The 20,215-nt window shown below is 68.7% G+C and carries 21 protein-coding genes; 1 reads left to right on the forward strand and 20 read right to left on the reverse strand.

The window, feature by feature from the left end:
* Positions 1–35: 35 nt before the first annotated feature.
* Genes PDM28_RS18555 through PDM28_RS18640 form a run of 18 tightly spaced genes read right to left on the reverse strand, consistent with a single transcriptional unit; the run spans position 36 to position 16,427 of the window.
* Entirely contained in the window at positions 36–1,277 is a 1,242-nt protein-coding gene (locus tag PDM28_RS18555; protein ID WP_311183187.1) for a beta-ketoacyl-ACP synthase, read from the reverse strand.
* Entirely contained in the window at positions 1,277–2,008 is a 732-nt protein-coding gene (fabG, locus tag PDM28_RS18560; RefSeq protein ID WP_102946225.1) for a 3-oxoacyl-ACP reductase FabG, read from the reverse strand. The genes PDM28_RS18555 and fabG overlap by 1 nt, the downstream gene beginning before the upstream one ends.
* Positions 2,005–2,460 (reverse strand): hotdog family protein, encoded by a 456-nt coding sequence (locus tag PDM28_RS18565; RefSeq protein ID WP_102946224.1) that lies wholly within the window; start codon positions 2,458–2,460, stop codon positions 2,005–2,007. The genes fabG and PDM28_RS18565 overlap by 4 nt, the downstream gene beginning before the upstream one ends.
* Before the next feature lie 2 nt (positions 2,461–2,462).
* Positions 2,463–3,650, reverse strand: a complete 1,188-nt coding sequence (locus PDM28_RS18570; RefSeq protein ID WP_311183188.1) for a beta-ketoacyl-[acyl-carrier-protein] synthase family protein — start codon at positions 3,648–3,650, stop codon at positions 2,463–2,465.
* Positions 3,647–4,198 carry a DUF3261 domain-containing protein gene (locus PDM28_RS18575; protein ID WP_311183189.1) on the reverse strand — a complete coding sequence of 184 codons (552 nt, stop codon included), beginning with the start codon at positions 4,196–4,198 and terminating at the stop codon, positions 3,647–3,649. The genes PDM28_RS18570 and PDM28_RS18575 overlap by 4 nt, the downstream gene beginning before the upstream one ends.
* Positions 4,186–5,427 (reverse strand): NAD(P)/FAD-dependent oxidoreductase, encoded by a 1,242-nt coding sequence (locus PDM28_RS18580; protein WP_425507615.1) that lies wholly within the window; start codon positions 5,425–5,427, stop codon positions 4,186–4,188. The genes PDM28_RS18575 and PDM28_RS18580 overlap by 13 nt, the downstream gene beginning before the upstream one ends.
* Before the next feature lie 43 nt (positions 5,428–5,470).
* A complete protein-coding gene (locus PDM28_RS18585) occupies positions 5,471–7,840 on the reverse strand; it encodes an MMPL family transporter (RefSeq protein WP_311183191.1) in 2,370 nt (789 codons plus the stop codon).
* The gene (locus PDM28_RS18590) at positions 7,833–8,459 is read right to left on the reverse strand and encodes an outer membrane lipoprotein carrier protein LolA (RefSeq protein WP_311183192.1); all 627 of its coding nucleotides are present in this window, start codon (positions 8,457–8,459) and stop codon (positions 7,833–7,835) included. Before PDM28_RS18590 ends, PDM28_RS18585 begins: the two co-directional genes overlap by 8 nt.
* Positions 8,456–8,878, reverse strand: coding sequence for an acyl-CoA thioesterase (locus PDM28_RS18595; protein ID WP_102946218.1), 423 nt, complete (start codon positions 8,876–8,878; stop codon positions 8,456–8,458). The genes PDM28_RS18590 and PDM28_RS18595 overlap by 4 nt, the downstream gene beginning before the upstream one ends.
* Positions 8,865–10,427: an HAL/PAL/TAL family ammonia-lyase gene (locus PDM28_RS18600; RefSeq protein ID WP_102946217.1), complete on the reverse strand. Its 1,563-nt coding sequence runs from the start codon at positions 10,425–10,427 to the stop codon at positions 8,865–8,867. The genes PDM28_RS18595 and PDM28_RS18600 overlap by 14 nt, the downstream gene beginning before the upstream one ends.
* Entirely contained in the window at positions 10,417–11,364 is a 948-nt protein-coding gene (locus PDM28_RS18605; protein ID WP_311183193.1) for a lysophospholipid acyltransferase family protein, read from the reverse strand. The genes PDM28_RS18600 and PDM28_RS18605 overlap by 11 nt, the downstream gene beginning before the upstream one ends.
* Positions 11,361–12,116 (reverse strand): glycosyltransferase family 2 protein, encoded by a 756-nt coding sequence (locus tag PDM28_RS18610; protein ID WP_102946216.1) that lies wholly within the window; start codon positions 12,114–12,116, stop codon positions 11,361–11,363. Before PDM28_RS18610 ends, PDM28_RS18605 begins: the two co-directional genes overlap by 4 nt.
* Complete coding sequence (locus tag PDM28_RS18615) at positions 12,109–13,797, reverse strand: ApeI family dehydratase (protein ID WP_311183194.1); 1,689 nt, start codon at positions 13,795–13,797, stop codon at positions 12,109–12,111. The genes PDM28_RS18610 and PDM28_RS18615 overlap by 8 nt, the downstream gene beginning before the upstream one ends.
* Complete coding sequence (locus PDM28_RS18620; RefSeq protein WP_311183195.1) at positions 13,790–14,341, reverse strand: COG4648 family protein; 552 nt, start codon at positions 14,339–14,341, stop codon at positions 13,790–13,792. Before PDM28_RS18620 ends, PDM28_RS18615 begins: the two co-directional genes overlap by 8 nt.
* 22 nt (positions 14,342–14,363) lie before the next feature.
* On the reverse strand, positions 14,364–14,621 hold the full coding sequence (locus tag PDM28_RS18625) for an acyl carrier protein (protein WP_311183196.1): 258 nt from the start codon (positions 14,619–14,621) through the stop codon (positions 14,364–14,366).
* Positions 14,622–14,640: 19 nt separating this feature from the next.
* Positions 14,641–14,901: a phosphopantetheine-binding protein gene (locus tag PDM28_RS18630; protein WP_102946212.1), complete on the reverse strand. Its 261-nt coding sequence runs from the start codon at positions 14,899–14,901 to the stop codon at positions 14,641–14,643.
* Entirely contained in the window at positions 14,888–15,685 is a 798-nt protein-coding gene (locus tag PDM28_RS18635; RefSeq protein ID WP_311183197.1) for a lysophospholipid acyltransferase family protein, read from the reverse strand. The genes PDM28_RS18630 and PDM28_RS18635 overlap by 14 nt, the downstream gene beginning before the upstream one ends.
* Complete coding sequence (locus PDM28_RS18640) at positions 15,678–16,427, reverse strand: beta-ketoacyl synthase chain length factor (protein WP_102946210.1); 750 nt, start codon at positions 16,425–16,427, stop codon at positions 15,678–15,680. The genes PDM28_RS18635 and PDM28_RS18640 overlap by 8 nt, the downstream gene beginning before the upstream one ends.
* A 96-nt stretch (positions 16,428–16,523) precedes the next feature.
* Between PDM28_RS18640 and PDM28_RS18645 the strand changes: the two genes are divergently transcribed.
* A complete protein-coding gene (locus PDM28_RS18645; protein ID WP_311183198.1) occupies positions 16,524–17,546 on the forward strand; it encodes a chorismate transformation FkbO/Hyg5 family protein in 1,023 nt (340 codons plus the stop codon).
* A 131-nt stretch (positions 17,547–17,677) separates the two neighbouring features.
* Here PDM28_RS18645 and cydB read toward each other — a convergent pair whose 3' ends face one another.
* On the reverse strand, positions 17,678–18,691 hold the full coding sequence (gene cydB, locus PDM28_RS18650) for a cytochrome d ubiquinol oxidase subunit II (protein WP_311183199.1): 1,014 nt from the start codon (positions 18,689–18,691) through the stop codon (positions 17,678–17,680).
* A gap of 1 nt (position 18,692) precedes the next feature.
* Complete coding sequence (locus PDM28_RS18655) at positions 18,693–20,090, reverse strand: cytochrome ubiquinol oxidase subunit I (protein ID WP_311183200.1); 1,398 nt, start codon at positions 20,088–20,090, stop codon at positions 18,693–18,695.
* Positions 20,091–20,215 lie beyond the last annotated feature (125 nt).

Genomic DNA, 20,215 nt, shown 5'->3' on the forward strand with positions numbered 1-20,215 from the left:
TCAACTTTCTCCTTGTTGTAAGTCGGGGGTGTTGCTCAGTCCTGCCAGCGGCGGAAGATCAACGAGGTGTTGATGCCGCCGAAGGCGAAGTTGTTGCTCATCACGTACTCAGGCTGCATGAGGCGGCCTTCGCCCCGGATGAAATCCAGCGCGCCGCAGCGCGGGTCGACCTCGTGCAGGTTCAGGGTCGGGGCGAACCAGCCTTCGCGCATCATCTCGATGGTGACCCAGGCTTCGAACGCGCCGCAGGCGCCGAGCATGTGGCCGACATAGCTCTTCAGCGAACTGATCGGCATGCCCGCGCCGAATACCTGGGCGGTGGCCTGGGTTTCGGCGATGTCGCCGTGCTCGGTGGCGGTGCCGTGCGCGTTGACGTAGCCGATCTGGCCCGGTTCCAGGCCCGCATCTTCCAACGCCAGGCGCATGGCCTGGGCCATGGTGTCGGCGGTCGGCTGGGTGACGTGCTGGCCGTCGCTGTTGGTGCCATAGCCGACCACTTCGGCCAGGATGGTGGCGCCGCGCGCCTGCGCGTGCTCCAGCTCTTCCAGGATCAGGGTGCCGGCGCCTTCGCCCAGCACCAGGCCATCGCGGTGCGCGTCGAACGGGCTGGGCGTGGTCTGCGGCGCATCGTTGCGCACGCTGGTGGCGAACAGGGTGTCGAACACCGCAGCAGCGGTGGCGTCGAGCTGTTCAGCGCCGCCGGTGACCATCACCGTCTGCTTGCCGCTGCGGATCGCTTCATAGCCCGACCCCACGCCCTGGCTGCCGGAGGTACAGGCGCTGGAGGTGGTGTAGACCCGCCCGGACAAGCCGAAGAACACGCCGATGTTCACCGGCGAGGTGTGGCTCATCATCTTCAGGTAGGTGGTGGCGCTGATGCCTTCGGTGGTGTGGTCGTGCAGCATGCGGCCGAATTCGGCGGTGGCTTCGTGGCTGCCCGACGAGGAGCCGTAGGCCACGCCGGCCAGGCCGCTGCGCAGCACCGGGTGGCCGAGCAGGCCGGCCGCTTCCAGCGCCAGTTCGGTGGCGCGCACCGACATCACCGCCACCTTGCCCATGCTGCGGGTGGTCTTGCGGTTGTAGTTGGACGGCAGTTCGTAATCCTGCGCCGGCGCAGCCAGGCGGGTGTTCAGGCCATCGAACACTTCCCACTCCGGGATGTAGCGCACCGCGTTGCGCTGTTCATGCAGGCGCGTGCGGATGCTCGGCCAGTCGTTGCCCAGCGGACTGATCGCGGCGGCACCGGTGACCACCACGCGACGTTCGGGACCGCGCATCAGACCATGCCTCCGTTCACCGAAATCACCTGGCGGGTGATGTACCCGGCCGATTCGGACAACAGGAACGAGACCGCGTGCGCGACCTCGTCCGGCTGGCCCATGCGGCCGGCGGGAATGAGCTTGAGTGCGTGGTCGAGCACCTCCTGGTTGACCATCTCGGTCTCGATCAGGCCGGGTGCCACGCAGTTGACGGTGATCGCGCGGCTGGCCAGTTCCAGTGCCAGCGCCTTGGTGGCGCCGATGATCCCGGCCTTGGCCGCACTGTAGTTGGTCTGGCCGCGGTTGCCGACCAGCCCCGAGACCGAGGACAGGGTGACGATGCGGCCGGGCCTGCGCCGCCGCACCATCGGCATCACCAGCGGGTGCAGCACGTTGTAGAAGCTGTCCAGGTTGGTGTGCACCACCGCGTCCCAGTCCTCGGCAGGCATGGCCGGGAACGCGCCATCACGTGCGATGCCGGCATTGCAGACCACGCCGTAATAGGTGCCGTGCGCCTCGATGTCCGCTTCCAGCGCGGTACGCGCAGCGTCGCGGTCGGAGACGTCGAACACCAGCACGCGCGCCTGCCGACCCAGTGCCTGGATCTGCGCGACTACCTGCTGTGCTTCCTCGACACGGCTGCGGCAATGCACCACCACGTCGAAGCCGTCGCGCGCGATTCGCAGCGCCACGGCGCGGCCGATGCCCCGGCTGGCGCCGGTCACCAGCACGGTCAAGTTCCCTGTCATGCCTCTCCACTCTCCAGATAGGCCATTGCATCGCGTGGTTCGAACACCGATACGTTGGCGACCGCCAATTCAACATCGCCTGCCAGGATCCGGCAGGCAAACATGCCCAGGCCATTTTCGCCCATCAGCTCGCACTGTGCCTCCACCCGCAGGCAGGTGCCCGGCGTGAAGGCCGGCTGGTGGGCGGTGTAGCGCCGCGTGCCGAGCAGGAACCCGATCGAGGGTTCGCGCCCTTCGGCGCGGGCCCGGCATCCGGCCCAGGCCGCAATCGCCTGCGCCATGTACTCCACGCCGACCCACGCCGGCACGCCGTCGGGGCCGGAGAACAGGCCCTGCGCGGGCACGTCCACCTCGACCACGATGGATTCGGGCTGCCAGTCGATGACCCGGTCGACCAGGCGCAGGCTGTCGCGGTGCGGCAGCACGCTTTCGATATCGGTGGGAAGCTGCATGCTCAACCCCGTGCCAGCGCCAGCACGGCATTGCTGCCGCCGAACGCGAAGGAATGGCTGAGCACGTGCTGCAGCGGGTGCGACGCGCGCGTGCCCGGGGCGACCAGGGCCAGCGTCGGCAATGCGTCGTCGGCCTCGCCGTCCCACCAGTGGGTGGGCAGGCGCTGGTCCGGATTGTCGGCCAGGGTCATCCAGCACAGCGCGGCTTCAATCGCACCGGAGGCCCCCAGGGTGTGCCCGGTCAGCGGCTTGGTCGAACTGGCCGGCACCTCGGTGCCCAGCACCTGCGCCACGGCCACGCTCTCCATGGCGTCGTTGTGACCGGTGGCGGTGCCATGCAGGTTCACATAGTCGACCTGCTGCGGCACCAGTCCGGCGCGGTCCAGTGCCTGCTGCATGGCATCGATGGCGCCGCGCGCCTGCGGGTCGGGCGCGGACATGTGATGCGCGTCGGACGACTCGCCCCAGCCCGACAGCCGCACCGGGCCCGGTTCGCGGGTCATCAGGAACAGGGCCGCGCCCTCACCGATGTTGATGCCGTTGCGGTGCCGCGAGAACGGGTTGCAGCGCGCCGCCGAGACCGACTCCAGCGCGCAGAAGCCGGCCACGGTGAAGCGGCACAGCGAGTCGGCGCCGCCGGCCACCACGGCGTCGACGACCCCGGCACGCAGCAGCCGCGCCGCCGACATCAGCGCCTTGGCGCTGGACGAACAGGCGGTGGAAATGGTCCAGGACGGCCCGGCGCTGCCGATGCGCTCGCGCACGAAGCGGGCCGAAGTGCCCATTTCCTGCTGCGCATAGTGGAAGTCATCGGGCCAGCGGCCTTCGTCGGCCTGCATGCGCAGGGCGTTCTCCGACTCGCCGATCCCCGAGGTGCTGGTGCCGATGATCACCGCCACGCGGTCGGCACCGTACTGCCTGATCGCCGCGTCCACGGCCGGGCGGATCTGCAGCAGCGCACCTTCCAGCAGCGCGTTGTTGCGCCCGCGCAGCGCCACCGGCAGGTCCGACAGGTCCGGCAGCGGGTCGGCCACCTCACCCAGCGCCAAGGTGCGCCCGGGGATCATCTGGTCGTTGTCACGGAGGCCACCGGGCTGGTCGGCGAACAGGCCGTCGCGCACCTGCGCGCGCCCACTGCCGAGTGCGCAGACCACGCCCAGCTCATTCAGATATACCGCCGTACTACTCACGATTCCGCCTGTCCCATGTCCAACGATTCGATGACCAGTTCATAGCCTTCGGCCAGGTTGCGCAGGCGCACGCGGCCGTTTTCCAGCGGTTCCAGCACCAGCCAGGCCTTGCCGTCCTGCTCCAGGCGACGCCTACCGCCGTCCTCGACCAGCGTCCATCCGGACGGCAGCGCCGCCCGGATGGCATCGGCCGGCCACAGCGCGAACTGAAGGTCGTCCAGCACGCGCTCGCCGCGCACCTGCGGTGGCAGCCAGGGTGCGCGGGTCTGTTCCAGCGTATGCCCGTCCCAGACCATGCGCACGCCGGTCTGTCCCATCGCCTGCACCGCCAGCCTGACCTGTTCGCCATCGGCTTCAAGCAGTGCGTCGAGCTCGCGTTCGTGACTGCCGAAGCGGAACTGCAGGCGCTGCTGCAGCTGCAACGGCTGCGCCAGCGCCGAGGGTGGCAGCTGCAGGGTCGGCAGCTGCACCCGCGGCACGGGCATGCGGGTGCTGGCGCAGGCGGCCAGCAGCAGGCACAACAGCAGGGTCAGGATCAGGCGCTGCACAGTTCCTCCAGCACCCGCAGGCGACGACCGCTGTCGTCGGCCACGTACGGATTGTTCGTGTCCCAGGCATAGCCGGCCAGGATCGAGGAGATCATGCGGCGGATCTCGGGCTGCTGGTCGGGATGGTAGATGATTTTCTGGAAGCCACCGGCGTACCACGCTTCGACGAAGCGGCGGAAGGTCTTCACGCCGGCGCGCAGCGGAATCGCGAACTCGCGCTCCCAGTCCACCTGTTCACCGGCATGGCGGCGGGCCAGGCAGTCGCTGGCCAGCTGCGCCGACTTGAAGGCGATGGTCACGCCGGAGGAAAACACCGGGTCGAGGAACTCGCCGGCATTGCCCAGCAGCGCGTAGCCCTCGCCCCACAGCGAGCTGACGTTGGCCGAGTAGCCGGTGATGGTGCGCACCGGCAGCACCGCCCACTCCGCGTCCTTGAGCAGGCGGGTCAGGTTGGGATCTTCGCCGACGATGGCCTGCAGCTTCTCCAGGTCGGTACCGGTGTACTTCTCGAAGAAGCTCGGCTCGGCGACCACGCCCAGCGAACAGCAGCCGTTGGAGAACGGAATGGTCCAGTACCACACGTCCACGTATTCGGGATGGGTGGTGATCAGGATCTTGTTGCGGTCGAAGCCGGCGTCGGCCGGGATGTTGTCGCGCACGTGGCAGAAGATCGCGCCACGCACCGGGAAGTTCGACGGCGACTCCAGCTTGAGCAGCCGTGGCAGCAGGCGCGCGAAGCCGCTGGCGTCGAGGATGAAACCGGCTTCGATGGTGTACTCGCTGCCGTCCGGGCGGCGCACCTGGACGCGGGCCGGGCTGCCCGGTTCGACCGAGAGCACTTCATCGCCGAAGCGCAGGGTGGTGCCCATGCGCTCGGCGCCGCGCGCGAGCACGTCGTCGAAGTTGGCGCGCTGTACCTGGTAGGTGGTGCCCCAGCCTGGTGAGAACTTGTCGCGGAAGTCGAATTCGGTGGTGCGCTCGCCACGCACGAACGCCGCGCCGTTCTTGTACTGGAAGCCGGCTTCCACCACATCCTGCAGCAGGCCGGCCGCTTCGATGTATTCCATGCTCTGCGGCAGCAGGCTCTCGCCGATGGAGAAGCGCGGGAACTGCTGGCGCTCCAGCATCAGCACCTGGCGGCCCTGCTTGCGGAGCATGGCAGCGGCAACCGAACCGGCAGGACCGGCGCCGATCACGAGGATTTCAGTTTTTTCCAGTGCTGCGTTCATCGATGCATCCATGATCAAGACAAAAGGGCTTCGGCGCGGTCGCTCAGTGCGGTGCGTCGTGCGGTTGAGGACGGAACAGCGGCGAGATCAGCCAGACCAGGCCGATGCCGAACAACAGGGTGAGACCGAATGCGCGCAGCGCCGGGGTCGCCGACAGGCCGAGCAGGCCGAACGACAGCCAGGTGCTGGCCGCGCCCACGCACACCGCCAGCCACGCACTGGCGTCGCCGCGGTGTTCGACCAGGAAGATGCCGTAGTCGATGCCCATGCCCAGCAGCAGCATCAGCGCCAGCACATTGAACAGCTGCAACGGCTGGCCGAACAGGCCGAGCAGGCCCAGGGTGAGCGCACCGGCGGCCAGGGTCGGAGCGAACACGCGCCAGGCCTGGGCGCGGTAACGCCAGTACAGCACCGCGAACACCAGCACGATGCCAACCAGCAGCAGCGCGCTCATCAGCTTGCGGTAGTGCTTGAGCAATGCGGAGAAATCGGCAGTGCGGTCGACCCAGCGTACACCGTCGATGCCGGTGGCCTGCGCTTCCAGCAGGCTCAGCGCGTCGGCGCGTGAGAGGTCGTCGACCATCACCACCGAGGCCATGCCCTGCCCCACTTCACCCAACCACAGGTGCCGGAACGGCATCGACGCCGGCGAGGCCAGGAACGCGTCGGCCTGCAGGTCCTGCGCGGCGTAAGCCGGTCGTTCCAGGCTTTCGCCGACCGTGTCGCCCACGGCAGCCAGCACCTGCGGTTCCACTTGTGCGGTCAGCGCAGCGTCGGCGTGCTGCCGCTGCACCGATGGCAGCCACTCGCTGAGGGCGCGATAGCCGCCGATCTGCTTGTCCGCCGACAGCACGCGCAGGCGGGCGACCAGGGCTTCCTCGCGCTCCAGTACCTGCTCGGCGCTGTCGCCCTGCACCAGATAGAACTGCGCGGGGCTGGGCATGCCCAGCATCTGGCTGATGCGGATCTGCTGGCTGATCAGCGACATCGGCGAGGACTGCAGGCTGCGCAGGTCGTCGTTGGGCTGCAGGCGCAGCATGCCCACGGCGGAAACCACCACCACTGCGCCGAGGAACAGGGCTACCGGGCGACGTCCGTGCAGGCGCGGCCAGCGCTCCAGCGTGGCGCCGAGCCAGCGTGCGAAGCGGGTGCTGCGGATCTCGCCGCCGTCCAGCCACGGGAACCAGAAGATCACCGTGAGGAAGGCCGCGGCCAGGCCCACCACCGAGAACAACGCCATCTGCCGCAGACCCGGGAATGGAGCCAGGCCAAGCGCCAGGTAGGCGAGCGCGCTGGTCAGCAATGCCAGCCACAACCCCGGCAGCAGGTGCCGCAGCAGCTTCCAGCGACGGTCGGCCGGTTCGGCCTGGCGCGAAGCGAACCAGTGGATGCCGTAGTCCTCGGCCACGCCGACCAGCGAGGCGCCGAACACCAGGGTCAGCACGTGCACCTTGCCGAACACCAGGACCGTCACCGCCAGCGCCACGCCGCAGCCGATCAGCAGCGAGGCGCCGACCAGCAGGATCGGCCGCAGCGAGCGGAACGCCAGCCACACCAGCAGCAGCACCGCCGCCAGCGAACCCCAGCCGATCGTATTGATTTCGCGGTTGGCCTGCACCGCTGCTGCTTCCGCATGCAGGGGTACGCCGGCGCGCAGCACGTCCAGGCCGGGCGCCTGTTTGCTCGCCGCTGCGGTGGCGGCGTCCAGCAACAGGTCGATATGGCGTTCGCCGTCCAGCTGGAAGGCCGACCCGGTGGTTTCGAACTGGAGTACCGACCAGTGCTTGCCGTCGGCTTCAAGCAGCCCGTCATCGCCCATGCGCAGGCCAGAGCCCACTGCGCGTTCCTGCCACCACTGCGGCCACAGCGACAACGGGTCCTGCCGCCATTCGGTCAGGCGCGGTGCGCCCATCGGACCGTACAGCGCGGCCAGCGCAGACTCGGACAGGCTTTCGGCGGATTCGTCCTGCAGGCGCTGGCGCTGCTGATCCGTAAGCAGGCGGTCGCGATAGGGCGCGTAGAACACGCGCGCCTGGTCGAACCAGCCTTCGATGGAGCCGGCCTCCCGTAGAGCGGGGCTCTGCCCCGCTTCCGTCATCGCCTCGGACACCGCATCGCGGAACGCCTGCTCGGCGGCCTTGGTCCGTGCTGCGTCGGCGCTACCCAGCATCACTACGACCTGGCGTGCATTGGCGTCGGCGATGCGGCGGGTCACGTCCGAGAGCAGGCGGTCATGCGCATCCTGCGGCAACAGCGCCAGGATATCGGTGTCGATCCGTGATTCCTGCTGCCACAACTGCCACTGCTGCACGCCCAGGCCGATCAGCACCAGCAGCCAGGCCACGGCCAGCCAGCGCCAGGCACGCTGCAGGCGACCGTTCTCGCGCCACGCCGAACTCAACGCCTCATTCAAACCGGCGGCCCTCGTCGGCGCTCAACTGCGCCGGGGTTTCGCTCAGGGCGGCAAAGTGGATGCGGGTAACGTCCTGGTTGGCTTCGGTGATCTGCACCTCGCGCACGTAGCGGTCGCCGCTCAGGCTGAGCGCGCTGAACACCTTGGCCAGCATCGCCGAGCGTGGGGTCAGCTGCATGCGCCAGCCGTTGTCCGGCAGCGCCTCCACCTTGACTACGAACTGCGCCGACAGCGCCTGTGCGTCGCCGCTCATCAGCGCGAACATGATCGCGTTGACCGAGCGCATCGCCGGCTGCTGGCGGCCGTCCAGTTCGACCCGGCTGCTGCCGTCGCGCTGGCGGCTGAGGATGCGGTCGCGGGTGACCACCACTTCGGAGGGGAACGGCTTGAGCGTGGTCCAGATCACGCCGCGATCCTGGGCCAGCACGAAGCGGCCCTGCGAACGCAGCGGGTTCTTGAAACCGGCCACCTGCTTGTCCTGGTTGAACTCGCCGCGCAGCACGCCCACCTTGGCTACGCGCTGCTTGACCAGGTCGACGTCTGCACCGGGCGCGGCGAACGCCGGCGCGCACACGGCCAGCAGCAACAGCACGCCCAGCGTGCGCAGGAAACGGTTCATGGCGCGTCTACTCCCAGCCGTTCCCACAGCACCGAGGGGCACAGGTACAGCATTTCGTTGGTGGCCGCATCGACTGCGACCTGGATGGTATGGGCGCGGGTCAGCACCTTGCCGGTGCCTGCGTCGAGGATCTCGTAGGCGATCTTCAGGCGGTTTTCCCATTCGGTGATGGTGGCGCGCACGCGCAGCGCCTGCCCGTACAGCAGCGGGCGGATGTACTTCACGCGCGCGTCGACCACCGGCCAGATGTAGCCGGAGTCGCGCATCTGCGGGTAGTCGTAGTCGTAGCGCTGCAGCAGCGCGCAGCGGGCCACTTCAAAATACTTGAAGTAGTTGCCGTGCCAGACCACGTGCATCGGATCGCAGTCGTGGAAGGTCGGCGACAGCGCGACCTCGAAGCTCAGGTCAGGCGTTGTCATACAGGCTCCAGCGCTGCCCGCGGATGTCATCCAGCAGGCCGCGCAGTTCGCCGTCCAGGGCACGGTCTTCCTCGACCAGCGCGATGCGCCCGCACAGGTCCTGGTACATGGCGGCCAGCTCGCCGTGCAGGGTGGCATTCATGCCCACGCGCTCGCGCAGGGCGACGCCCTGGCGCGCCGCGATCAGCATGCCGGCCACCACCTGTTCGGTCAGCTCGATCACGCGCAGGCAGTCGCGCGCGGCAATGGTGCCCATGCTGACCTTGTCCTGGTTGTGGCACTCGGTGGAGCGCGAGAACACCGAGGCTGGCATGGTCTGCTTCAGCGCTTCGGCGGTCCACGCCGAGACGCTGATCTGCAGCGCCTTCAGGCCGTGGTTGATCGGCGCGCGCTCGCCGGTGGAGGCCGACAGGTTGGCTGGCAACCCGTGGTTGAAGCGTGCGTCCACCACCAGCGCCAACTGCCGGTCGAGCAGGTCGGCCAGGTTGGCGATGGTGTTCTTCAAGGCATCCATGGCGAAGGCGATATGCCCGCCGTAGAAGTGGCCACCGTGCAGGATGCGCTCGCCGTCGGCGTCGATCAGCGGGTTGTCGTTGGCACTGTTGAGTTCGGTTTCGATCAGCTGGCGCAGGAACGGCAGCGCGTCCTGGACCACGCCGATCACGTGCGGCGCGCAACGCAGCGAGTAGCGGTCCTGCAGGCGTTGTTCGTTGCGCGGCGGGCGGTCGCTGTGCAGGTCGTCGCGCAGGCGCGCGGCAATCTGCATCTGGCCCGGGTGCGGCTTGGCTGCAAAGAGCATTTCGTCGAAATGATGTGCGTTGCCATCGCTGGCCAGCACGTTGAACGCGGTCAGGCGGGTGGCCAGGCGGGTCAGGTAATCGGCCCGTTCGTAGGCCAGGCAGGCCAGAGCGGTCATCACGGCGGTGCCGTTCATGATCGCCAGGCCTTCCTTGGGGCGCAGCCGCAGCGGCGCCATGCCGATCTCGGCCAGCACTTCGGCCGCCGGGCGGCGCGCGCCTTGGTACATCACCTCGCGCTCGCCACACAGCACGGCGGCCACGTACGACAGCGGGGTCAGGTCGCCACTGGCGCCGACCGAGCCTTCGGCCGGAATCAGCGGCAGCACGTCGTGGCGCAGCAACGTGGCCAGGCCCTGCAGCAGCGGATGGCTGACCCCGGACATGCCGCGTACCAGCGAGGCGAGGCGCGCAGCGATCACCGCGCGGGTTTCCTGCTCGTCCAGGAACCGGCCCAGGCCGCAGCCGTGGTACGTGAACAGGTGATGCGGCAGCTCGGCCACCAGTGCCGGCGGAATGTTCACCGTGCACGAGTCGCCATAGCCGGTGGTCACGCCGTAGATGACGCCGTCTTCGCGCAACAGGCGGTCGAGGAAGTCGGCGCCACGCTGGATGCGCGCGGTGAACGCGGGGTCGTCGGTGACGACCGCGTCAGCCTGGCGCTGCGACAGCGCAACCACGTCTTCGATGGTCAGCGGCGCGTCGCCGAAGCGGACCGTGCGTGCCGGAGTAGAGCCTGCGTTACGTGCCATGAGATGCCTGATCCCAGAAGGGGAAGAAGTTGAACCAGTCCAAGGGTGCTTCGGTGACCTGGAGTTCCAGCCACCGCGCGAAATGTTCGGCCTGCGCGGTCAGCGCGGCGTCGCGCGACCCGCGCGGCAGCACGATGCGGTCGCTGAAATGCTCGAAGCGCACGCGGTAGCCATTACCTTCATGCAGGCAGGCCATGCTGTACACCGGGCAGCCCAGCGCTGCCGCCAGCACATAGGCGCCGATCGGGAACTGCGCGGTGTGGCCCAGGAACGGCGCCGGCACGGTGCGACCGCCGCGCAGGGGCACGCGGTCGCCGACGATGGCGACGAAGCCGCCGGCCTGCACGCGACGTTGCAGTTCCACCGCGGTGGCCGGGCCCATGTCGGTGACCTGCATCAGTTCCACCGACGCCAGCGGGTCCAGCCGCTGCATCAGCCGGTTGAAGCGCTGCGCGTGCGCGGTGTGCACCAGCACCGTGATATGGAACCCCGGCACCTGTTCGGCCAGCACCTGGCACAGCTCCAGGCAGCCGATATGCGCGGTGAGGATCAGCCCGCCCTCGCGGCGCGCGATCTTTTCCAGCATCAGGTCGCGCTGCAGGTGGATGCGCTCGGGCGGGTAACGCCCGCCGAGGCCGAGCAGCTTGTCCAGCATCGTGTCGGCGAACAGCGCGAAATGCTTCAGGCTGGTCCAATACCCTGGGGCGCCGCCGAATACGCCTGTGTGCGCCTGCAGCCGCTGCAGGTACTGCAGCGAGGCGCGCCGCGCCACGCCGTTGCCCAGCCAGTGGCACAGCACCACCGGGTACACGCACAGCCGGAACGGCCAGCGCCCGAACCAGCGGTGCACCCCGCACAGGAACAGCACACCGGCCGCCGACGTGCTCTCGCCCAGGTCGGCCCAATGTGGGGCGTTGGCGGATGCTGGCGTATTCATGCTGCGCGGGTGCCCCTGCGGCGGCGCCACAGCAGGCGCGGTGCGCGCGCGAGCATGCCGAAGAACAGCCGGGTGTGCATGCGGCTGATACGGACGTTGTCGCGCCACACGTCGAAATGCGAAACGCCGTCACTGGGATAGGTCACCCGGGTCGGCACGCTGATCACCTGCACCTCCCGCCAGAACAGCCGCACCAGGATCTCGCTGTCGAAGTCCATGCGGCGGCCGATGGTTTCCTCGCCCACGAGCCGGATCACCGGCGCCAGCGGATAGACCCGGAAGCCACACATCGAATCGCGGATCTGCAGCGACAGCGTGTTGATCCAGACCCAGATGTGGGTGGCGTAGCGCCCATACAGGCGCGCCTTCGGCACGCTTTCGTCGTAGGCCGGCGTGCCGCAGATCACCGCATGCGGGTGCTGCCGGGCCAGTGCCTGGAACCGTGGAATGTCGCCCGGCTCGTGCTGGCCGTCGGCGTCGATCTGCAGCACGTGGCTGTACCCGCGCCGCGCCGCTTCGGCAAACCCGGCCAGCATCGCACCGCCCTTGCCCTGGTTGGTCGGCAACCGCAGCAGCGCAACGTGATCCGGCTGCGCGTCGGCGAGGTCCTGCAGCGTCGCCGCGCAGGCGGCGTGCGAGCCGTCATCGACCAGCAGGCAGGGCAGGCCGCTGGCAAGCACGCCCTGCACCACGGCGCCGATGGCGTGTTCGTGGTCGTAGACCGGAATCACCACCAGCGTGGCCTCACGCATCGCCGAACACCACCCGGCCACTGGCGTGCACACCGTGGTCGGAGACGTAACGGAAGCTGAGCACCGACTTGACCGCGTCCCAGCCGAGGGTCAGCTGCAGGCGGTCGCCCGGGCGCGCGACGTGCTGGAATTTCAGCGCATCCATGCGTTCGAAACGCGGCGGCATCGCGAACACTTCGCGTGCGTAGTGGATCGCCCAGTCCAGTTGGACCACCCCGGGCAGGATCTTCGCCTGTGGGAAGTGGCCGTCGAAGGCGACGAGGTCCGGTTCGAGCGGCAGCACCAGCAGCGCGGCGTCGGCGTCGCGTTGCTGCCACTGCGCGGAAGGCAGCAGCGGCCGGAACAGCGCTGCAAGCGCCACGGCGGTGGTCTTGCCCTGCGCGTTGTACGGCAGTTCGTCAACGAAACGCCAGCGCCGCGGCCGAGTGACCGCATCATGGCTCTGCGCCAGGTGTTCGCCCAGCTGCCGGGCGAACTGGCGGCGCGCGGCGTCGTCCCACTGTGCGGGATGGGCCGCACGCGGTACCACCACGGCGGCGAGCTGTTCGCGCGCGCCCGGCAGTACCAGCACGCGCACATCCTGCACCTGCGGGTGCGCGCGCAGCTGCTGTTCCAGCGCGTCGAGCGAGACCCTGCGCTCCTCGATCTTGACGATGCGGTCGACGCGTCCGAGCAGGCGGAAGCTCTGCCCGGCGTCGGCCTCGACGCGGTCCTGGGTCTGCCACCAGGCACTGTCGGCCAGGTGCGGCGACGACACTGACAGGCAGCCGTCTTCGATTCGCCACGCCACGCCCGGCAGCGGGTGCCACTGCGGCGCATCGGCACTCCAGCGACGCCACGCGATGCCGCCGGTTTCGCTGCTGCCGAACACTTCGGTCGGCGCCACGCCAAGCAGCGCGCGCGCCTGCAGGGCGGCTTCGACGGGTAGCGGGCCGCCGGAAGAAAACACCGCGCGCAGGCGTCCGTTCAACGCCGACCAGTCCAGCTGTTCGGGCAGCCGCTTGAGGTGGGCGGGCGTCGCCACCAGCACCGAAGGCTGTTCGGCCAGCGCACTGACCAGGTCTTCATGGAAGAACCGGCGCGGCTGGATCGGGCGCCCGGCCGCCAGCGGCCACAGCACGCGGAACAGCAGCCCGTAGATATGCTGGTGCGACACGGTGCCGTACACCTGCGCACCGTCGAGCTGGTCGCCGAAGGCGGCCTGCAGCGCGTCGACCTCGCGGGTGAGCTGGCGCAGGCGCTTGCCGATGGCGCTGGGCGCACCGGTGCTGCCGGAAGTGAACACCACCAGTTCCAGCGTGTCTTCGTCCAGCGCATCGAGCGGGCTGTCCGGGTCCACGTCGGCCAGGGACTGCAGCGGCGCATGTCGATCCGGCACATCCCCGGCAAACCCGTCCACGCGCGGGACCAGGCCGTCCAGCGTGGCCGGCAGGTTGTCGCCGCCCAGGAACACCCGTTTGCCGGCGTGCCACGCGCCCAGCAGGGCGGCAGCGAAGGCCAGGGTGTCGTCGAAGTACAGCGCCCAGTCGCGTCCCGGCGCGGCGGCGAACGCCTGCTGCCAGCCCAGCACCCGGGTGCGGAATTCCGCATGCCCCACGCGGCGGCCGTCGGCGTCGATGCCGACGATACGTCCGGGCTGCGGCACAACGACCATCTGGTCCAGCGCGATCCACTCAGCCATGCGCGTGCGCCGCCTTCACCCGTCGCCGCACCAGCCACTCACCTGCGAACAAGACACCCATCATCACGTACGCCAACAGTCCGTTGTAGAGCGCCCAGACCTGATTCGAGGCCCAGAACGCCGTGACCAGGGCCAGGGCCCCGTTGAGAACGAAAAAGCCGCACCACACCTGGGTGACGCGGCGGGTATAGAGCACCGCGAATGGCGGCAGGTCCGGCTCGGTCAACCGCGCCAGCCGCTCCACCGCGCTGGGCGGGAAACGCAGGCTGGTGGCGAAGATCACCAGCATGACGGCATTGACCAGGGCCGGGTACAACTTGAGGGGCAACGCCTGGTTGAACGCGGTGGCCAGCAGGGCCAGCAGGCCGGCACCGACCGCGGCCACCCACCACACCGGCTGGCGGGTGGTCAGCGCGCGCAGGGCGGCCAGGGCGAACAGCAGCAGCGCCATCCAGCGCGGCTCGAAGCGGCCGAGCGACAGGTACACCACCAGCGGGTACGCCAGCGACAGCACTGCAAACGCCGCGACCCGCACCCGGACCATGGTCGACCTTCAGCGGCAGCCGTCAGGCGGCCGCTTGCCCGGGCAGCAAGCCGTGCACGACATCGACGATGTCCTGGACGGTGCGTACCGACTTGAACGCTTCAGGTTGCAGGTTGCGACCCAGCAGTGGCTTGAGCTGCACGATCAGGTCGACCGCGTCGATGCTGTCGATGTCCAGGTCGTCGTACAGGCGGGCCTGCGGGGTGATGCGCACCGGTTCGATCTCAAAGCTGTCCTTGAGGATCTTGACGATGCGATCGAAAAGTGCGTTCTTGGTCATGACAAATCCTGACGCGCCGTTACGACGGCTGGCGTGCGGCGACGAATTCGCTCAAGGCACGCACGCTGGAAAAATGGCGACGGGTTTCTTCCGAATCGGCGGACAGGCTGACACCGTACTTTTTCTGCAGGGCCAAACCAAGCTCAAGCGCGTCGATGGAATCCAGCCCCAGGCCCTCGACGAACAGGGGCGCCTCGGCATCGATGTCGTCTGGAGCGATGTCTTCCAATGAAAGCGATGAAATGATCAATTCCTTGATCTCGTGCTCAAGTGCCTGCACGGCTTGGTTCTCCAGCGAAGTCAAAGTAATGGGCAAGGTGATCGGTCACGCGCCGGGCCGCCAAGGCATCCCCCCTGGGCGTGTCGTCTGCCCCGGTCAGGAACGGGGCGATCGGGAGATCCTCCCCGACTTCCAGCTGAACGTGAAAACGACGTGATGGCACACGATACCATTTCTGTCCCTTGGTCAGCGTGAGCGGGGTGCAGGTGATCCGCACCGGGGTGATGTCCAGCCGCCCCCGCACCGCAATGTTGGCGGCTCCCCGCTGCAGCCGCAGCGGCTGGCCCGGCTCGGTCCGGGTGCCCTCCGGGAAGATCACCAGGTTGCCCCCGGCGTGGACGGCGGCAATGCAGTCATCCACCAGTCCGGCGCCGTCGCTGTTGGCCACATAGCCCGCCGCACGGACCGGGCCGCGCATGAACGGGTTGCGCGCGACAGCATGCTTGACCACGCAGTCGGCGTTGGGCAGCAGCGACACCAGCAACACCACATCGATCAGGGTCGGATGGTTGGCCAGGATCAGCAGACCGTTGCGCTGCAGGCGCTCGCGCCCGTGGATCTCATAGGTCATCAGCCCCAGCCACCGCATCAGGGCCACATGACTGGCGAAACTGGACTGGACCAGCCGACGTGCCAGCACGCGTCTCCGGGCCGCCGGCAGCAGGAACAGCAACGGCAGCACCCCGCCCAGGACCAGCCCGCCGACCCCGAAGGCCGCGAAGCTGATGCCGGTGCCGACCACGCGCCAGGCGCGGTCGAGGCGGGCGGGCCAGCGCTCAGCCACGGCGCTGCCAGGTCCACTGCTGGCCGTCGGCCTGCAGCTGCAGGCGCGACTCGCCGGAAAGCAGGAAGCGCAGCGCCTCCAGACTGTGCGGCAGGACGCCGGCCGGACTGTCCGGCGTGCCGCTGTCCGAAGCCCCACCGCCCCAGCCCAGCGACAGCCGGGTACCGGGCACATCGGCCCGGGCCAGCCGCCAGCACCAGGCGAAGAACGGGTCCGGTTCGTCGGCGAAACCGGCGTACACGGCAGGCAACGGCGACTCATAGGCGATCACGCGCACTTCCGGGGCACCATCGGCGAGCAGGCCGAAGGCCTCCACGCAGGCGGCCTCGACCGTGCCGCGCCCGCCGGCCAGGGCCAGGTAGTTGCCACGCTGCCCGCGTGCAATGGAGTACAGCGCGGCCACCGCGTTGTGCACCGAGAGGCCGAAGGCGGTCGGCGACATGGGGGTGTCCTGGCGCAGGGTATCCAGCAACTCCATCGAGCGCGCCACGTCGCCATGGCGCGAGGCGAACACCAACGGCACCTGCCCTGCGTCGTCGGGCTGCTCGCACCAGCATGCGGCCTGGATGGCCATCCGCCCCAGGCGCTCGATGCGGCGGCGCTGCATGGGGGGAACCTCCGGCAGGGCGGGGGTGTCAGGGCCTTCGGGCAGGGTCGGCGCCATCGCCCACGCCTGCCATGCCGATTTCGTGGTCAGTCCCGGTGCCCAGGCCGACCAATCCACTACTGAGAACTCGATCATTCACGCCAACATGGTTGTCCAGCGTGACGGGACACGCCGCGAAAGGAGCGCACGCTATCATGCCACCCTTGGCACTGGCAGCTTTCACAATCTGAAATGAGTAGCACGATCCACAGCGCGGCGGCCGCGCAGGTCCCTTCTTCCTCGTCGGACCCGGCGCTGTTCCACGCGTTCTATGCCCCGGCCGAACGTCGCGACGCCCTCCTGGTCGATCCACGGACCCTGGCCGTGTTCGGATTTTCCGCTGACCAAGCCGCCTGCGACGACCCGCGCTGGCTGCAGGTGCCGCTGGCCGAACAGGGACCGGCACGGATCGAGGTCTGGCAGGGCGCCGGCCCGGTGCAGCACGGCGTGCGCGACGGGGTGCGCTGGTCGGCCACCGACACGCTGCTGTTCGGTGCGATCGAGATTGATGAAGTCGACAGCGATATCGAGTCGGCTGCGGCAGATGCCTATGCGCGCATGAGTGGTTTTCTGTCCACTTGCGGCTTCCCGCACCTGTTGCGGACCTGGAATTACCTGGATGCGGTGACCGAAGGCGAAGGCGACCAGGAGCGCTATCGGCGCTTCTGCGTGGGCCGGGTGCGTGGGCTGCGCGAGCTGGACGAGGCCGCGCTGCCGGCGGCGACCTGCATCGGCCGCTTCGACGGCGTGCGCCGGCTGCAGGTGTATTGGCTGGCCGCGCGTGAGCCGGGCCTGCCACTGGAGAACCCGCGCCAGGTCAGCGCGTTCCGCTACCCGCGCCAGTACGGGCCGCAGTCGCCGAGCTTCTCGCGTGCGCTGCTGCCGCCGCTGGCGACCGGCCTGCCGCTGCTGCAGTCGGGGACGGCCGCGATTGTCGGCCATGTGTCCCAGCACACCGGCTCGGTGGAAGAACAGCTGGCCGAGACCCTGACCAACCTGCAGAGCCTGGTGGATGCCGCGCGCGCGCAGCGACCGGCATTGCCGGCGCAGCTGGGCGTGGGCTCGCTGTTGAAGGTCTATGTGCGCCGGGCCGGGGACATGCCGGCGATCGCCGCGCGGATGGCCGAGCTGCCCGGGTCACCGGCGTTCGTGGTGCTGCACGCCGAGGTGTGTCGGGCCGAGCTGCTGGTGGAGATCGAAGGCCTGCACGGGTAGCGCGGCCGGGCAGAGCCCGGCGCTACGTCGCGATCTCATGCACCGCCTGGGCCGGCCCACGGCCGGCGCTACCGGGATCCACCGACCTGACGGTAGCGCCGGCCGTTGGCCGGCCCAGGGAGGGCGTGCGATCAGTGATACCCAGCGTCCGCGCGCACCTTGCCGCGGAACACCCGGTACGACCAAGCGGTGTACCCCAGGATCACCGGCAGCAGCACCACCAGCCCGACCAGGCTGAAGCCCATTGACGACGCCGGCGCGGCGGCTTGCCACAAGGTCATGCTCGGCGGCAGCAGGTACGGCCACATGCCCAGCACCAGCCCGATGAAGCCGAGCACGAACAGCGCCAGGGTCAACAGGAACGGCGGCAGGTCGCGGCGCGGGTGCATGGCGCTGCGCCACAGCGCCACTGCCACCGCCAACGTCAGCAACGGCACCGGCGACAACCACCAGAAGTTGCCGTCGCTGAACCAACGCGCCATCAGGCGCGAGTCCAGGAACGGCAGCCAGGCGCTGACCAGGCCCATGAACACGATCACCGCCACCACCAGCGGCCGGGTCAGGGTCCGTGCCACCGCCTGCTCGCGGCCTTCGGTCTTCAGGATCAGCCAGGTGCTGCCCAGCAGCGCGTAACCGAACACCACCGCTGCCCCGGTCAGCATCGAGAACGGGCTGAACCAGCCAAACGGCCCGCCCACGTAGTTGCCCTCCACCACCTGCAGGCCCTGCACCAGCGCGCCCAGGATCACGCCCTGCGCGAACGCGGCCAGCAGCGAGCCCAGCCCGAACGCCACGCTCCACAGCCGGCGCGAGCGGTGCGCCTTGAAGCGGAACTCGAACGCCACGCCGCGGAACACCAGCGCCACCACCAGCAGCAGCACCGGCAGGTACAGCGCCGACAGCAGCGCCGCGTAGGCCTTGGGGAAGGCCGCCATCAGCCCTGCCCCGCCCAGCACCAGCCAGGTCTCGTTGCCATCCCAGATCGGCGCGGCGGTGTTCATCATCACGTCGAGCTGTGCTTCATCCTCTGCCATCGGCGCGAGGATGCCGATGCCGAGCACGAAGCCGTCCAGCACCACGTACATCAGCACGCCAAAGCCGATCACCGCGAACCACGCCACCGGCAGCCAGGTCGTCATCTCCATGTCAGCGCTCCTCCAGCGGTTCATCGGCGCCGGACAGCGGCCGGGCCGGGGTATGGCTGCCGTCCTCGATGGGGGGCTGCGTATCGTGCGGCTTCGGGCCGGTGCGGATGATCTTCACCAGGTACCAGATGCCCCAGCCGAACACGAACGCGTAGCCGACGATATACACGCCCAGCGACAGCGCGGTCATCCACGCACTCTGCGGCCCCACCGCGTCGGCGGTGCGCAGCACGCCGTACACCACCCACGGCTGGCGGCCCATTTCGGTGACGAACCAGCCCGAGACCAGCGCGATGAAACCGCTGGGCAGCATCCAGTTCCAGCCGCGTACCAGCCAGCGCGACTCCAGCAGGCGCCCGCGCCACCACTGGAAGGCCGAGGCCCACGCCAGCAGCAGCATCAGCGTGCCCAGCCCGACCATGATCCGGAAGGCGTAGAACACCGGCACCACGGGCGGACGCTCGCTGGCCGGCACCGAGGTCAGCGGGTCGAAGGTGCCGTCCAGCGAATGGGTCAGGATCAGGCTGCCCAGGCGCGGGATGGCGATCTCGAAGTCGTTGCGCTCGGCTTTCTCATTGGGCACGGCGAACACGACCAGCGGCACGCCTTCGCCCTCGCCTTCCGCATGCCAGTGCGCTTCCACCGCGGCGATCTTCATCGGCTGGTGCTTGAGCGTGTTCAGGCCGTGCATGTCGCCGACGAAGATCTGCACCGGCACCGTCAGCGCGGCGAACGCAACCGCCGCCAGCAGCATGGTGCGCCCCGCTTCCACGTGTTTTCCTTTGCGCAGGTACCACGCGCCGACGCCGCCGATCACGAAACAGGTGGTGATGAACGAACCCAGCGCCATGTGCGCCAGCCGGTACGGGAAGGAGGGGTTGAACACCACCTGCCACCAGTCCTGCGGCACCACGATGCCGTCGATGATCGCGTGCCCGGCCGGGGTCTGCAGCCAGCTGTTGGAGGACAGGATCCAGAACGTGGAAACCAGCGTGCCCAGCGCCACCATGCAGGTGGAGAAGAAGTGCAGGCGCGGCGAGACCTTGCCCCAGCCGAACATCATCACGCCCAGGAAGCTGGCTTCCAGGAAGAACGCGGTGAGCACCTCGTAGGTGAGCAGCGGCCCGATCACGCTGCCGGCCACCTGGCTCAGGCGCGGCCAGTTGGTGCCGAACTGGAAGGCCATGACGATGCCGCTGACCACGCCCATCCCGAAGGACACCGCGAAGATCTTCTGCCAGAAGAAGTACAGCTCGCGCCAGATGGGCTTCTTCGTACGCAGCCACTGGCCCTCGACGAAGGCAAGCCAGCTGGCCGTACCGATGGTGAAGGCCGGGAACAGCACATGGAAACTGATGACGAACCCGAACTGGATCCGGGACAACAACAACGCGTCCAAGCGACGCCTCCGCACATTCTGGAATCCGCACCAGTCTGGGCCTGTTTTCGTGAAGAGGGCATGCGACTGGGTGACGCGCTGCTTCACTTTGTCGCAGGATGGGCGGGCAGCCACGCAGGGCGTGG

The organism is Stenotrophomonas aracearum, from assembly GCF_031834615.1.
GTDB classification, from domain to species: Bacteria; Pseudomonadota; Gammaproteobacteria; order Xanthomonadales; family Xanthomonadaceae; genus Stenotrophomonas; species Stenotrophomonas aracearum.